The organism is Pseudomonas sp. PGPPP4, assembly GCF_002256045.1.
In the GTDB taxonomy this organism is placed as follows: Bacteria; Pseudomonadota; Gammaproteobacteria; order Pseudomonadales; family Pseudomonadaceae; genus Chryseomonas; species Chryseomonas oryzihabitans.
Genome location: NZ_NKID01000017.1, coordinates 39526 through 53862, shown reverse-complemented (window position 1 = coordinate 53862; position 14337 = coordinate 39526). Strand labels below are relative to the sequence as shown.

Sequence of the window (14337 nt, the reverse complement as noted above, 5' to 3'; positions counted from 1 at the left end):
GGTGCAGAAAGTCTATGGCCAAACGTGATTACTATGAGGTGCTCGGGGTCGAGCGCGGCGCCAGCGAAGCCGAGCTCAAGAAGGCCTACCGACGCCTGGCGATGAAATACCACCCGGATCGCAATCCGGGGGACGCGGCTGCCGAAGAGCAGTTCAAGGAGGCCGCCGAGGCCTACGAAGTGCTGTCCGATGCGGGCAAGCGCTCGGCCTACGACCAGTACGGCCATGCTGGCGTCGATCCGAGCATGGGCGGCGGCGGTTTCGGTGGCGCGGCGGGTGGCGCGAGCTTCTCCGACATCTTCGGCGACGTCTTCAGCGACTTCTTTGGCGGACGCGGTGGTGCCGGTGGTCGTGGCGGCCCGCAGCGCGGTGCCGACCTGCGCTACACCCTGGACCTGGATCTGGAAGAGGCGGTGCGCGGGACCACGGTCACCATTCGCGTGCCCACCTTGGTCGAGTGCAAGGTCTGCGATGGCAATGGCGCCAAGCCGGGTACCTCGGCGTCCACCTGCCCCACCTGCGGTGGCATCGGCCAGGTGCGCATGCAGCAGGGCTTCTTCTCGGTCCAGCAGACCTGCCCGCGCTGCCACGGCAGCGGCAAGATCATTCCCGAGCCCTGCAACGCCTGTCATGGTCAGGGTCGCGTGGAAGAGCAGAAGACCCTGTCGGTCAAGGTGCCCGCGGGCGTCGACACCGGCGACCGCATCCGCCTGACCGGCGAAGGCGAGGCGGGGACCCTGGGTGGCCCCAGCGGCGACCTCTATGTCGTGGTCAATGTCCGCGAGCACTCGATCTTCCAGCGCGACGGCAAGCACCTCTATTGCGAGGTGCCGATCAACTTCACCGACGCCGCCCTGGGTGGCGAACTGGAAGTGCCGACCCTGGACGGCCGCGTCAAGCTGAAGATCCCCGAGGGCACCCAGACCGGCAAGATGTTCCGCCTGCGCGGCAAGGGCGTGACGCCCGTGCGTGGCGGTGGCGCCGGCGACCTGATGTGCAAGGTGGTGGTGGAGACCCCGGTCAACCTGAGCCGGCGCCAGCGCGAGCTGCTCGAGGAATTCCGCAACACCCTGCAGAGCGACAGCTCCCATTCGCCCCGGGCCAGTGGCTGGTTCGACGGCATGAAGCGCTTCTTCGACGACCTCTAAACCGGCAGGGGCGCCGTCGCGAGGCGGCGCCCGGCCAGCAGCCTGGAGCTGATGATGCGACGTATAGCTGTAATGGGCGCCGCGGGGCGCATGGGCAAGACCCTGATCGAAGCGGTCCAGCAGACCCAGGGCGCTGCCGGTCTCACCGCCGCGGTGGATCGCCCGGAAAGCAGTCTGGTAGGTGCCGACGCCGGCGAACTCGCCGGTATCGGCCGCAACGGGGTGATGCTGTCGGGCGATCTGGCGCGGGTGCTGGATGATTTTGATGTGCTCATCGACTTCACCCATCCCAATGTGACCCTGCAGAATCTGGCGCTCTGCCGCAAGGCCAGGAAGGCCATGGTGATCGGCACCACCGGCTTCACCGCAGAGCAGAAGCTGACCCTGCTGGAAGCGAGCAAGGAAATTCCCATCGTCTTCGCCGCCAACTTCAGCGTCGGCGTCAATCTCTGCCTCAAGCTGCTGGACACCGCTGCCCGCGTGCTGGGTGACGAGGTCGACATCGAGATCATCGAGGCGCACCACAGGCACAAGGTCGATGCGCCCTCGGGGACCGCGCTGCGCATGGGCGAGGTCGTTGCCCAGGCGCTGGGTCGCGATCTGGAGGAAGTGGCCGTCTATGGCCGGGAAGGCCAGACCGGTGCCCGCGACCGCCAGACCATCGGCTTCGCCACCGTGCGCGCGGGCGACGTGGTGGGCGATCACACGGTGCTGTTCGCCAGTGAGGGCGAGCGGGTCGAGATCACCCACAAGGCCTCCAGCCGCATGACCTTCGCCAAGGGCGCGGTGCGCGCAGCCCTCTGGCTCAAGGACAAACAGCCGGCGCTATATGACATGCAGGACGTGCTGGAGTTGCGCTGATCCCCTTGCGGGGGTGCCAGTCGTGATCAATTCGTGTACAATGCAGCTTTAGTGTATCCACTAAAAGCTAGCGCAGAATGAAATCACAACATTAAAACGGGATGACTCTTCGAGATGTCATCCCGTTTTTTTGCACCCTGCGTTTGCCCGCCAAGGCTTGATTTTCGGAGGTCTTCTTGACTAAGCCAGCCATACTCGCACTTGCCGATGGCAGCATCTTTCGCGGTGAATCCATCGGTGCCGACGGCCACACGGTCGGCGAAGTGGTGTTCAACACCGCCATGACCGGCTACCAGGAAATCCTGACCGATCCTTCCTATGCGAAGCAGATCGTCACCCTGACCTATCCGCACATCGGCAACACCGGCACCACGCCGCAGGATGGCGAGGCCGCCCAGGTCTGGGCCGCCGGGCTGATCATCCGCGATCTGCCGCTACTGGCCAGCAACTGGCGCAACAAGCAGTCGCTGCCGGACTATCTCAAGGAGAACGGCACCATCGCCATCGCCGGCATCGACACCCGTCGACTGACCCGCATCCTCCGCGAGAAGGGCGCTCAGGATGGCTGCATCCTCACCGGCGCAGACGCCACCGAGGAGCGCGCCCTGGAACTGGCTCGCGCCTTCCCCGGCCTCAAGGGCATGGACCTGGCCAAGGAAGTCAGCGTCAAGGAGCGCTACGAGTGGCGCTCGGGCGTCTGGTCGCTGGACACCGACAGCCACGCCGAGATCCCGGCCGAGCAGCTGCCCTATCACGTGGTGGCCTTCGACTATGGCGTCAAGCTGAACATCCTGCGCATGCTGGTGGCCCGTGGCTGCCGCATCACCGTGCTGCCGGCCCAGACCCCGGCCAGCGAAGCCCTGGCGCTGCAACCCGACGGCATCTTCCTGGCCAACGGCCCGGGCGATCCCGAGCCCTGCGACTACGCCATCAAGGCGATCCAGGACGTCCTGGAAACCGAGATTCCGGTGTTCGGCATCTGCCTGGGCCACCAGTTGCTGGCCCTGGCTTCCGGCGCCAAGACGGTGAAGATGCCCAACGGTCACCACGGCGCCAACCATCCGGTGCAGGATCTCGACAGTGGCGTGGTGATGATTACCAGCCAGAACCACGGTTTCGCCGTGGACGAGGCCAGCCTGCCGGCCAATGTGCGGGCCACCCACAAGTCGCTGTTCGACGGCACCCTGCAGGGCATCGAGCGCACCGACAAGGTCGCCTTCAGCTTCCAGGGTCACCCCGAGGCGAGCCCTGGCCCGCACGACGTGGCGCCGCTGTTCGACAAGTTCATCCAGGCCATGGCGGCACGCCGCTAAGACGGGAGGAGGGTAGCGCTCATGCTGGCGAATCTGGGTGTCATCGACTTCTGGACCTATGTGGTCGGGACCCTGTTCGTCATCCTGTTGCCCGGCCCCAATTCCTTCTTCGTGCTGGCCACCAGTGCCCAGCGCGGCATCCGCAGCGGTTACCAGGCGGCCTCGGCCGTGTTCCTCGGTGACGCCGTGCTGATGCTGCTCTCGGCGCTGGGCGTCGCCTCGCTGCTCAAGGCCGAGCCGCTGTTCTTCCAGATCCTCAAGTATCTGGGCGCGGCGTACCTGTTCTACCTCGGCTGGGGCATGTTGCGTGGCGGACTCAAGTCCTGGCGCAGCCCGGCCCAGGGCCAGGCCGAGGCGACCCTGCGCGAAGACGTCCACCAGCCGTTCCGCAAGGCGCTGCTGCTGAGCCTGTCGAACCCGAAGGCGATCCTGTTCTTCGTCTCCTTCTTCATCCAGTTCGTGGACCCCGGTTACGCCCATCCGGCGCTGTCCTTCCTGGTGCTGGGCGCGGTACTGGAAGCGATCAGCTTCTGCTACCTGTCGTTCCTGATTTTCTGCGGCGTTCGTCTGGCGGCCTGGTTCCGTCAGCGGCGTCGCCTCAGCGCGGGCGCCACCGGTGGCGTCGGCGCCCTGTTCGTGGGGTTCGGTGTGAAGCTGGCCACCGCGACCCTGACCTGATTACTTGCATTCGAGAAGCCCATGCCTAAGCGTACAGACATCAAGAGCATCCTGATCCTCGGGGCCGGCCCCATCGTCATCGGCCAGGCCTGCGAGTTTGACTATTCCGGCGCCCAGGCCTGCAAGGCCCTGCGCGAGGAAGGCTTCCGCGTCATCCTGGTGAACTCCAACCCGGCCACCATCATGACCGACCCGTCGATGGCCGACGCCACCTACATCGAGCCGATCAAGTGGGCCACCGTGGCCAAGATCATCGAGAAGGAGCGCCCCGACGCCTTGCTGCCGACCATGGGCGGCCAGACCGCGCTGAACTGCGCCCTGGACCTGGAGCGGCATGGCGTGCTGGCGAAATTCGGCGTCGAGATGATCGGCGCCAACGCCGACACCATCGACAAGGCCGAGGATCGTTCGCGCTTCGACAAGGCCATGAAGGACATCGGCCTGGCCTGCCCGGTCTCGGGCATCGCCCACAGCATGGAAGAAGCCTACGGCGTGCTGGAGAAGGTCGGCTTCCCCTGCATCATCCGGCCGAGCTTCACCATGGGTGGTACCGGTGGCGGCATCGCCTACAACCGTGAAGAATTCGAAGAGATCTGCACCCGCGGTCTGGACCTGTCGCCGACCAACGAACTGCTGATCGACGAATCCCTGATCGGCTGGAAGGAATACGAGATGGAGGTGGTCCGCGACAAGAAGGACAACTGCATCATCGTCTGCTCCATCGAAAACTTCGATCCCATGGGCGTGCACACCGGTGACTCCATCACCGTGGCCCCGGCCCAGACGCTGACCGACAAGGAATACCAGATCATGCGCAACGCCTCCCTGGCGGTGCTGCGCGAGATCGGGGTCGAAACGGGCGGCTCCAACGTCCAGTTCGGCATCTGCCCGAACACCGGGCGCATGGTGGTGATCGAGATGAACCCGCGGGTATCGCGGTCCTCGGCCCTGGCCTCCAAGGCCACCGGCTTCCCCATCGCCAAGATCGCCGCCAAGCTGGCCGTCGGCTACACCCTGGACGAGCTGCAGAACGACATTACCGGCGGTCGTACCCCGGCGTCCTTCGAGCCGGCCATCGACTACGTGGTCACCAAGATCCCGCGCTTCGCCTTCGAGAAATTCCCCAAGGCCGATGCCCGTCTGACCACCCAGATGAAGTCCGTGGGCGAGGTCATGTCCATTGGCCGGACCTTCCAGGAATCCCTGCAGAAAGCCCTGCGTGGCCTGGAAGTCGGCGTGGTCGGCTTCGATCCCAAGCTGGATCCGGCCGATCCCGAAGCCGACGGCACCCTCAAGCGCGAGCTGACCGTGCCGGGCGCCGATCGCATCTGGTACATCGGCGACGCCTTCCGCCAGGGCTACAGTCTGGACAAGGTCTTCGAGCTGACCCGCATCGATCCCTGGTTCCTGGTGCAGATCGAAGACCTGATCAAGGATGAGGAGCGCATCAAGACCCTGGGTCTGGCCGACCTCGACTACGACCTGATGCGCAAGCTCAAGCGCAAGGGCTTCTCCGATGCGCGCCTGGCCAAGCTGCTCGGCGTCACCGAGAAGAACCTGCGCGCCCATCGCCACAAGCTCAAGGTGCTGCCGGTATACAAGCGGGTGGACACCTGCGCCGCCGAATTCGCCACCGATACCGCCTACCTCTACTCCACCTACGAGGAAGAGTGCGAGGCCAAGCCCAGCGGTCGCGACAAGATCATGATCCTCGGCGGCGGCCCCAACCGCATCGGCCAGGGCATCGAGTTCGACTACTGCTGCGTGCACGCGGCCCTGGCCATGCGTGAAGACGGCTACGAGACCATCATGGTCAACTGCAACCCGGAGACCGTCTCCACCGACTACGACACCTCCGACCGTCTGTTCTTCGAGCCGGTGACCCTGGAGGACGTGCTGGAGATCGTCCGTGTCGAGCAGCCCAAGGGCGTCATCGTCCAGTACGGCGGCCAGACCCCGCTCAAGCTCTGCCGTGCCCTGGAAGAGGCCGGTGTGCCCATCATCGGCACCAGCCCCGATGCCATCGACCGTGCCGAAGACCGCGAGCGCTTCCAGCAGATGGTGCAGCGCCTAAACCTGCGCCAGCCGGCCAACGCGACCGCGCGCAGCGAAGACGAGGCCCTGGCCCTGTCCAAGAACATCGGCTATCCGATGGTGGTGCGTCCGTCCTACGTGCTGGGCGGCCGGGCGATGGAAATCGTCTACCAGGAAGAAGAACTCAAGCGCTACATGCGCGAAGCGGTGAAGGTGTCCAACGACAGCCCCGTGCTGCTCGACCACTTCCTCAACTGCGCCATCGAGGTGGACGTGGACGCGGTGTGCGACGGCCAGACCGTGGTGATCGGCGCCATCATGCAGCACATCGAACAGGCTGGCGTGCACTCCGGTGACTCCGCCTGCTCGCTGCCGCCCTATTCGCTGCCCAAGCACATCCAGGACGAGATCCGCGAGCAGGTCAAGAAGATGGCCCTGGAACTCGGCGTGATCGGTCTGATGAACGTGCAGATGGCCGTGCAGGGCGAAGACATCTACGTCATCGAGGTCAACCCGCGCGCCTCCCGTACCGTGCCCTTCGTCTCCAAGTGCATCGGCGAGTCCCTGGCCAAGGTGGCCGCCCGGGTCATGGCCGGCAAGACCCTGGCCGAAGTCGGCTTCACCCAGGAGATCATTCCGCCGTTCTTCAGCGTCAAGGAGGCGGTCTTCCCCTTCAACAAGTTCCCCGGCGTCGACCCCATCCTCGGCCCGGAGATGAAGTCCACCGGCGAGGTGATGGGGGTCGGCGACAGCTTCGGCGAAGCCTTCGCCAAGGCCCAGCTGGGTGCCAACGAGATCCTGCCGAATTCCGGTTGCGCCTTCATCAGCGTGCGTGACGACGACAAGCCCGAAGCCGTGCAGGTCGCCCGCGATCTGGTCGGCCTCGGCTTCGAGGTCGTGGCCACCGCCGGTACCGCGCGGGTGATCGAGGCGGCCGGTCTGCCGGTGCGTCGCGTGAACAAGGTGACCGAAGGCCGTCCCCATGTGGTCGACATGATCAAGAACGACGAAGTCACCCTGATCATCAACACCACCGAAGGCCGGCAGTCCATCGCCGATTCCTATTCCATTCGCCGCAATGCGCTGCAGCACAAGCTGTGCTGCACTACCACCATTGCCGGCGGCCAGGCCATTTGCGAAGCTTTGAAATTCGGCGCCGAGAAGACCGTGCGCCGTCTGCAAGATCTGCATGCAGGAGTTAAGGCATGACCAAGTACCCCATGACCGTCCAGGGCGCCCGCGCCCTGGAGGACGAGCTCAAGCACCTCAAGACCGAGCTGCGTCCGCAGATCACCCAAGCCATCGCCGAGGCGCGTGAGCTGGGTGACCTGAAGGAGAACGCCGAGTACCACGCCGCCCGCGAACAGCAGGGCATGGTCGAGGCGCGGATCCGCGATATCGAAGGGCGCCTGCAGAATGCCCAGGTGATCGACGTGACCGCCCTGCCGCACACCGGCAAGGTGATCTTCGGCACCACCGTGGAGATCGCCAACACCGAGACCGACGAGACCGTGACCTATCAGATCGTCGGTGACGACGAGGCGGACATCAAGCAGGGCAAGCTGTCGGTGGGTTCGCCCATCGCCCGCGCCCTGATCGGCAAGGAAGAAGGGGACGTGGTGCTGGTGAAGACCCCGGGTGGCGATGTCGAATACGAAATTGTCGCCGTCAGTCACGTCTGATCGTCGCGCCGGAGGCTGGCTTGCCAGGCTGCTCGCAGCAGCCTGGCAGCTGGCCCAGGTGTTCTGGGTCGGCCCGCTGGTCGCCCTGCACCTGTGCATCCCGGTGGCGCTCGCCCAGGCGGGCTGGGCGCCGCTACTGATCCAGTCCGGGCGTGAAGAATTGCTGCGCATGATGCTCAGCGCCGCAGGCGGTGGGGTCTTTACCCAGATCGTGGTGCTGGTGTGGTGGGCAGGCGTGGGCGCCCTGTGGCGTGATCTGCGCGGCCAGTTGCTGCTGGCCAGTGCCCTGGCTGTGCTGCTGCAGAACGAACTGGCGCGCTTCTGGACCGGGCCGACCGCCCTGGCCGGCTACCTGGTCCTGCTGCTCTGCGGTCTGATCCTGGTGCTGCAGCCCGTTCCCGGGCGTGCGCCGGGCAATCAGACGGTATAGCGCACCACGTTGGACAGATTGCGATTCTGCTCGCGCGCCTTGCGGTAGATCAGCGCCATCTTGCCGATGACCTGTACCAGCTCCGCCTTGCTCGACGCGCACAGCTTGTCGATCAGGGCCCGGCGGTCTTCCCGCTCCGTGACGGCCAGCTTGATCTTGATCAGTTCATGATCGTTCAGCGCGCGGTCGAGTTCGCCCAGCACGCCCTCGCTCAGGCCGTTCTCGCTGATGGTGACCACCGGCTTGAGTTGATGACCGATCGCCTTGAACCGCTTTTTAAGCTCGTTGTTGAGCGCCATAATTCACCCCGGATAAAAGCCGGACAGTTTATCCCAGCTGCCACGTGCCGCCCAGCGATACGCGAAAACTTACCAGCGCGCCAGGCATGCCCGCGCGCCCGGCAACGCCTGCCGTGTCGGCTCAAGGAACACCGCGACGACCCTCCGGTCAAGTCGGTGCGCCAGGAAGGTCTCGGCGCGAGCGTCGGAAGGCCTTGTTATTTTCCACTGGGCCCCCATATGAGCGAGCTGAGTGCGATGGAGCGATCCAGGGGCTCCAGGACGAGGGTGGCGAGACGCCTTCGAGCAGGGCTCTGCCGCCGCCGTCCGCGTCGCGGGACCAAATCGCGCCAGCAACCTCTATTAGGTCGCGGTTTTGGGGGCAATTGAGAGAATTGATGGCCGCAACGTCTGCCTTGCCCTAGAGTCAAAGGCAGAAGACTCATATAGCGTTACAGACGATGTCTGCCGTGGGCCAGGCTTTGTGTAGTAACTTACCGGTCACTGCCGGTTTCGCTTCGAACGGTTTACCCACGAAACCGGCGCAGAGGGTAGTCAATTGAACGACATGGCAAAGAATCTGATCCTGTGGCTGATCATCGCCGCGGTGCTCGTCACCGTGATGAACAACTTCTCCAGCCCCAACGAACCCCAGACGCTCAACTACTCCGACTTCATCCAGCAGGTGAAGGACGGGCAGATCGAGAGCGTGACCGTGGATGGCTATGTCATCACCGGCAAGCATCGTGATGGCGATCCCTTCAAGACCATTCGTCCGGCGATCCAGGACAATGGCCTGATCGGCGACCTGGTCAACAACAGCGTCACCATCACCGGCAAGCAGCCCGAGCAGCAGAGCATCTGGACTCAGTTGCTGGTGGCCAGCTTCCCGATCCTGGTGATCATCGCTGTCTTCATGTTCTTCATGCGCCAGATGCAGGGAGGCGCCGGCGGTCGCGGCGGTCCCATGAGCTTTGGCAAGAGCAAGGCGCGACTGCTGTCGGAAGATCAGGTCAAGACCACCTTCGCCGACGTCGCCGGTTGCGACGAAGCCAAGGAAGAGGTCACCGAACTGGTCGAATTCCTCCGCGATCCGGGCAAGTTCCAGCGACTGGGCGGCCGCATTCCCCGTGGCGTGCTGATGGTCGGCTCGCCGGGTACCGGTAAGACGCTGCTGGCCAAGGCCGTGGCGGGCGAAGCCAAGGTACCCTTCTTCACCATTTCCGGTTCGGACTTCGTCGAGATGTTCGTCGGTGTCGGCGCCAGCCGCGTCCGCGACATGTTCGATCAGGCCAAGAAGCACGCGCCCTGCATCATCTTCATCGACGAAATCGATGCGGTCGGTCGCCACCGTGGCAACGGCATGGGCGGTGGTCACGACGAGCGCGAGCAGACCCTGAACCAGTTGCTGGTGGAGATGGATGGCTTCGAGATGAACGATGGCATCATCGTCATCGCCGCTACCAACCGTCCGGATGTCCTCGACCCCGCCCTGCTGCGTCCCGGTCGCTTCGACCGCCAGGTGGTGGTCGGTCTGCCGGACATCCGCGGTCGCGAGCAGATCCTCAAGGTGCACATGCGCAAGGTGCCGGTCGGCGAGCGCGTCGACGCCGGCGTCATCGCCCGCGGTACCCCGGGTTTCTCCGGTGCCGATCTGGCCAACCTGGTCAACGAAGCTTCGCTGTTCGCCGCCCGTGCCAACAAGCGCATCGTCGACATGCGCGAGTTCGAGCTGGCCAAGGACAAGATCATGATGGGTGCCGAGCGCAAGACCATGGTCATGTCCGAGAAGGAGAAGCGCAACACCGCCTACCACGAAGCGGGTCACGCCATCGTCGGTCGCCTGGTGCCCGAACACGATCCGGTCTACAAGGTTTCCATCATTCCCCGCGGTCGCGCTCTGGGCGTGACCATGTTCCTCCCCGAGGAGGATCGCTACAGCCTGTCCAAGCGTGCCCTGGAAAGCCAGATCTGCTCGCTGTTCGGTGGCCGTATCGCCGAGGAGATGACCCTGGGCTTCGAGGGGGTGACCACCGGTGCCTCCAACGACATCATGCGTGCGACCTCCCTGGCGCGGAACATGGTCACCAAGTGGGGTCTGTCCGAGAAGCTCGGCCCGCTGCTGTATGGCGAGGAAGAGAACGAAGGTTATCTGGGGCGCTCGGGTGGTGGCGGTGCCGGCAACATGTCGGGCGAGACCGCCAAGCAGATCGACCTGGAAATCCGCCGAATCATCGACGACTGCTATGGCACGGCCAAGCGCCTGCTGGACGAGAACCGCGACAAGCTCGAACTCATGGCCGATGCCCTGATGAAGTACGAGACCATCGATTCCGATCAGATCGACGACATCATGGCCGGCAAGGTCCCGCGTGAGCCGCGTGACTGGCATGACCGTGGCGGTCCTACCGGTGACGCTCCGGCGCCGCAGAGTGGTAGCGATCGTCCGGAAACCCCCATCGGTGGTCCGGCCGGAGAACACTGAAACACCCATGTTCAATCCGCTTCCTTCGACCCGATTGCCTTGCGGCAATCGGGTTCTTGTTTTTGACGCGCCCAAAGTCATGGGCATCCTCAATGTCACCCCCGACTCCTTTTCCGATGGTGGTCGCTATACGGCGGTCGAGAGCGCCCTGCGCCATGCCGAGGGAATGGTGGCGGCGGGTGCGGCCATCATCGATGTCGGGGGCGAGTCCACGCGTCCGGGGGCGCCCGCGGTATCCGAAGCGGAAGAACTCGATCGGGTCGTGCCGGTGATCGAGGCGATCGCTCGCGAGCTCGATGTCGTGATTTCCATGGATACCTCCACGCCCGCGGTCATGCGCGAAGGCGCCAGGGCGGGTGCCGGTCTGATCAATGACGTGCGCTCGCTGCGCCGGCCCGGCGCCCTCGAGACGGCGGTCGCGACCGATCTGGCGATCTGCCTGATGCACATGCGCGGCGAGCCCGGCACCATGCAGCAGGCGCCCGTCTACGCCGATGTCGCAGGCGAGGTGGGTGCCTTTCTCGCCGAGCAGGTGGCTCGCTGCGAAGCGGTCGGTATCTCTCGCCAGCGGCTGGTGCTGGATCCGGGCTATGGCTTCGCCAAGACCCTCGAGCACAACCTCGAACTGTTCAGGCGACAGGCCGAGTTGCTCGCCTTTGGGCTACCCTTGCTGGTGGGTGTCTCGCGCAAGAGCATGATCGGCGCGGTCACCGGGCGGCCCGTGGAAGGTCGTCTGGCGGGCGGTCTGGCCCTGGCGGCGCTGGCGCTGGCCAAGGGCGCGCAGATCCTCAGGGTCCATGATGTGGCGGAAACGGTGGATGTGGTGAAGATGATCACCGCAGTCGAAGGCTTCAGGCAGGAACAGAACTGATGGCAAGAAAGTATTTTGGAACCGATGGCATTCGCGGCAAGGTCGGAACGTATCCCATCACCCCGGATTTCATGCTCAAGCTGGGCTGGGCGGCCGGTATTGCCTTTCGCAGCCGCGGTGGTTGCCGGGTGCTGGTCGGCAAGGACACCCGCAACTCGGGCTACATGTTCGAATCGGCACTGGAAGCCGGGCTGTCCGCCGCCGGCGCCGATGTCATGCTGCTCGGACCCATGCCCACGCCGGGGATCGCCTACCTGACGCGGACCTTCCAGGCCAGTGCCGGCATCGTCATCAGTGCATCGCACAATCCCTACTACGACAACGGCATCAAGTTCTTTTCCGGCGCCGGCACCAAGCTGCCCGATGAACTCGAGACCATGATCGAGGAATTGCTCGATACGCCCATGACCGTGGTCGACTCGGCGCGTATCGGCAAGGTCTCGCGCATCAATGATGCCGCCGGCCGCTACATCGAGTTCTGCAAGAGCAGCGTGCCCACCGGGACCAGCTTCGCCGGCATGAAGATCGTGCTGGATTGCGCCAATGGCGCCACCTACAAGATCGCGCCCAGCGTCTTCCGCGAACTGGGGGCGGACGTCAGCGTGCTGGGCGTGCAGCCGGACGGACTCAACATCAACAAGGATTGCGGCTCCACCCACCTGGAGGGGCTGCAGCAGGCAGTGCTCGACCAGCATGCCGACATTGGCATCGCCTTCGATGGCGACGGCGACCGGGTGCTGATGGTGGATCACACCGGGGCGGCGGTCGATGGCGACGAACTGCTCTATCTCATCGCCCGCGACCTCAAGCGCCGCGGCCGCCTCGAGGGTGGGGTGGTGGGTACCCTGATGAGCAATCTCGGACTCGAGCTGGGCCTGGCCGAGCTGGATATTCCCTTCGTACGCGCCAAGGTCGGGGATCGCTATGTGATGGCCGAGCTGCTGGAGCGCAACTGGGTACTGGGCGGCGAGAATTCCGGGCACGTGGTCTGCTGCCAGTACACCACCACCGGAGACGCCACCATCGCCGCGCTGCAGGTGCTGATCGCTCTGCGCAATGCCGGTCAGACCCTGGCCCAGGCGCGCATGGCGCTGCGCAAGTGCCCACAGGTGCTGATCAACGTGAGATTCGGTGGCGGCCAGGATCCCCTGGAGCATCCACGAGTCAAGCAGGCCAGTGCCGAGGTGACCGAGAAGATGGCCGGCAAGGGGCGGGTGCTGCTGCGCAAATCCGGGACCGAGCCGCTGTTGCGGGTCATGGTCGAGGGTGAGAACGAGCGAGAGGTGCGGGCCCATGCGGAAGCCCTCGCGCAGTTGATAACCGAGGTATGTGCTTGATTTGCTTGCATGCCTGTTTTCGATTGAGTAACATCTGCGCCCACTTCGCTCCCTGAGGTAAAACGCATGCGTCGTTCCCTGGTTGCCGGTAACTGGAAAATGCATGGCTCGCTACAAGGCGTGTCGGCGCTGGTCGCAGGCTTGAAAGGGTTGGATGGCGCAGCGGGTGTCGATGTCGTGGTGATTCCGACATTGGTGCATCTGCCAGGGGTGGCTGAAGCGTTGGCGGAAACGTCGCTGATGGTGGGAGCTCAGACCTGTGCTCCCGTCGCGGGCGAGAAGGCTCTGACTGGCGAGGTGTCCTCGACCCAGTTGGCAGAATTCGGTTGCCGCTACGTACTGGTGGGGCACTCCGAGCGACGTGCGCTGCTGGGTGAGGATGATGCGGTGGTGGCGAAGAAATTCGCGGCCATCCAGGAGGGCGGGATGATTCCCGTGCTCTGCGTCGGCGAAACCCGTGAAGAGCGGGAGGCCGAGCGCACTCTAGACGTTGTGGGTGGCCAGCTGAAGGCGGTCATCGATGCGGTTGGGGTGGCAGCGTTCGCCAATGCCGTCGTGGCCTACGAGCCGGTCTGGGCGATAGGTACGGGGCTCACGGCGACGCCGGAGCAGGCGCAAGAGGTTCATGCGGCGATTCGCGCCCTGGTGCGCGAGGCCGATGCTGGGGTCGCTGACGGCCTTCAGTTGTTGTATGGCGGCAGCGTCAAGGCCGCCAACGCTGCCGAGTTGTTCGGCATGCCGGATATCGATGGGGGGCTGGTGGGTGGAGCCTCCCTGAATGCTGAAGAGTTCAGTGCGATTTGCCGCGCTGCAGGACGTGGATAATGTTGGAAACTGCAGTTGTCGTGATCCACTTGCTGATGGCGCTTGGCCTGATCGTGCTGGTATTGATGCAGCAGGGCAAGGGTGCCGAAGCCGGTGCATCCTTTGGTGCGGGCGCCTCGGGTACCGTATTCGGTAGTCAAGGTTCTGCTACCTTTCTGAGTCGCTTTACTGCTATACTAGCCGCGGTTTTTTTCGCGACTAGCCTGGGTCTGGCGTACTTCGCCAAGAACCATGCGCTGAGTCTGCGCGAAGTGGGTCTGCCCACTCAGCCGGTCCAGCAGGCTCCTCAGCCGAAGCAGGATGGTAGCGATGTTCCCCTGAGTCAGCCTCGCGCTGCTCAGGGTGGTACTTCCGGGGACGTGCCCCAGGAGTCCAAGTAGGTTTCAAAGGTTTCA

The 14337-nt window shown here is 64.4% G+C and carries 13 protein-coding genes; 12 read left to right on the top strand and 1 reads right to left on the bottom strand.

The annotated features are described in order from the left end of the window. Positions 1-14 precede the first annotated feature (14 nt). The 7 genes from dnaJ (at position 15) to CFE50_RS21315 (ending at position 8146) form a co-directional block, all read left to right on the top strand. Positions 15-1148 (top strand): molecular chaperone DnaJ, encoded by a 1134-nt coding sequence (dnaJ, locus tag CFE50_RS21345; protein ID WP_007162663.1) that lies wholly within the window; start codon positions 15-17, stop codon positions 1146-1148. Positions 1149-1202: 54 nt separating this feature from the next. Beyond that, positions 1203-2009, top strand: coding sequence for a 4-hydroxy-tetrahydrodipicolinate reductase (gene dapB / locus CFE50_RS21340; protein ID WP_007162662.1), 807 nt, complete (start codon positions 1203-1205; stop codon positions 2007-2009). A 176-nt stretch (positions 2010-2185) separates the two neighbouring features. Further along, complete coding sequence (gene carA / locus CFE50_RS21335) at positions 2186-3322, top strand: glutamine-hydrolyzing carbamoyl-phosphate synthase small subunit (protein WP_241808852.1); 1137 nt, start codon at positions 2186-2188, stop codon at positions 3320-3322. Between the two features lie 21 nt (positions 3323-3343). Then, a complete protein-coding gene (leuE, locus tag CFE50_RS21330) occupies positions 3344-4000 on the top strand; it encodes a leucine efflux protein LeuE (protein ID WP_007162660.1) in 657 nt (218 codons plus the stop codon). A 21-nt stretch (positions 4001-4021) separates the two neighbouring features. Continuing rightward, a complete protein-coding gene (gene carB / locus CFE50_RS21325) occupies positions 4022-7243 on the top strand; it encodes a carbamoyl-phosphate synthase large subunit (RefSeq protein WP_027599121.1) in 3222 nt (1073 codons plus the stop codon). Beyond that, positions 7240-7716 carry a transcription elongation factor GreA gene (gene greA, locus CFE50_RS21320; RefSeq protein ID WP_286737158.1) on the top strand — a complete coding sequence of 159 codons (477 nt, stop codon included), beginning with the start codon at positions 7240-7242 and terminating at the stop codon, positions 7714-7716. Before carB ends, greA begins: the two co-directional genes overlap by 4 nt. A gap of 58 nt (positions 7717-7774) precedes the next feature. Continuing rightward, a complete protein-coding gene (locus CFE50_RS21315) occupies positions 7775-8146 on the top strand; it encodes a hypothetical protein (RefSeq protein WP_502694721.1) in 372 nt (123 codons plus the stop codon). On the opposite strand, the gene yhbY is transcribed toward CFE50_RS21315, so the two are convergent. After that, the gene (yhbY, locus tag CFE50_RS21310) at positions 8134-8445 is read right to left on the bottom strand and encodes a ribosome assembly RNA-binding protein YhbY (RefSeq protein WP_286737157.1); all 312 of its coding nucleotides are present in this window, start codon (positions 8443-8445) and stop codon (positions 8134-8136) included. The two genes, CFE50_RS21315 and yhbY, sit on opposite strands and share 13 nt — an antisense overlap. A gap of 547 nt (positions 8446-8992) precedes the next feature. On the opposite strand from yhbY, the gene ftsH reads away from it, so the two are divergent. The 5 genes from ftsH to secG all read left to right on the top strand — a co-directional run bounded on the left by ftsH (position 8993) and on the right by secG (position 14322). After that, positions 8993-10909, top strand: a complete 1917-nt coding sequence (gene ftsH / locus CFE50_RS21305) for an ATP-dependent zinc metalloprotease FtsH (protein ID WP_027599119.1) — start codon at positions 8993-8995, stop codon at positions 10907-10909. Between the two features lie 7 nt (positions 10910-10916). Continuing rightward, entirely contained in the window at positions 10917-11780 is an 864-nt protein-coding gene (gene folP / locus CFE50_RS21300; RefSeq protein ID WP_241808857.1) for a dihydropteroate synthase, read from the top strand. Next, entirely contained in the window at positions 11780-13117 is a 1338-nt protein-coding gene (glmM, locus tag CFE50_RS21295) for a phosphoglucosamine mutase (protein WP_007162653.1), read from the top strand. The genes folP and glmM overlap by 1 nt, the downstream gene beginning before the upstream one ends. A gap of 66 nt (positions 13118-13183) precedes the next feature. Then, positions 13184-13942, top strand: a complete 759-nt coding sequence (gene tpiA / locus CFE50_RS21290) for a triose-phosphate isomerase (protein WP_241808848.1) — start codon at positions 13184-13186, stop codon at positions 13940-13942. Next, a complete protein-coding gene (gene secG, locus CFE50_RS21285; RefSeq protein ID WP_286737156.1) occupies positions 13942-14322 on the top strand; it encodes a preprotein translocase subunit SecG in 381 nt (126 codons plus the stop codon). The genes tpiA and secG overlap by 1 nt, the downstream gene beginning before the upstream one ends. Positions 14323-14337: the final 15 nt, after the last annotated feature.

Excerpts from the sequence above, each read along its gene's own strand:
- yhbY (WP_286737157.1), bottom strand. The coding sequence starts at position 8,445 with ATGGCGCTCAACAACGAGCTTAAAAAGCGGTTCAAGGCGATCGGTCAT.
- greA (WP_286737158.1), top strand. The coding sequence starts at position 7,240 with ATGACCAAGTACCCCATGACCGTCCAGGGCGCCCGCGCCCTGGAGGAC.
- carB (WP_027599121.1), top strand. The coding sequence starts at position 4,022 with ATGCCTAAGCGTACAGACATCAAGAGCATCCTGATCCTCGGGGCCGGC.
- secG (WP_286737156.1), top strand. The coding sequence starts at position 13,942 with ATGTTGGAAACTGCAGTTGTCGTGATCCACTTGCTGATGGCGCTTGGC.
- leuE (WP_007162660.1), top strand. The coding sequence starts at position 3,344 with ATGCTGGCGAATCTGGGTGTCATCGACTTCTGGACCTATGTGGTCGGG.
- dapB (WP_007162662.1), top strand. The coding sequence starts at position 1,203 with ATGCGACGTATAGCTGTAATGGGCGCCGCGGGGCGCATGGGCAAGACC.
- glmM (WP_007162653.1), top strand. The coding sequence starts at position 11,780 with ATGGCAAGAAAGTATTTTGGAACCGATGGCATTCGCGGCAAGGTCGGA.
- folP (WP_241808857.1), top strand. The coding sequence starts at position 10,917 with ATGTTCAATCCGCTTCCTTCGACCCGATTGCCTTGCGGCAATCGGGTT.
- tpiA (WP_241808848.1), top strand. The coding sequence starts at position 13,184 with ATGCGTCGTTCCCTGGTTGCCGGTAACTGGAAAATGCATGGCTCGCTA.
- ftsH (WP_027599119.1), top strand. The coding sequence starts at position 8,993 with ATGGCAAAGAATCTGATCCTGTGGCTGATCATCGCCGCGGTGCTCGTC.
- dnaJ (WP_007162663.1), top strand. The coding sequence starts at position 15 with ATGGCCAAACGTGATTACTATGAGGTGCTCGGGGTCGAGCGCGGCGCC.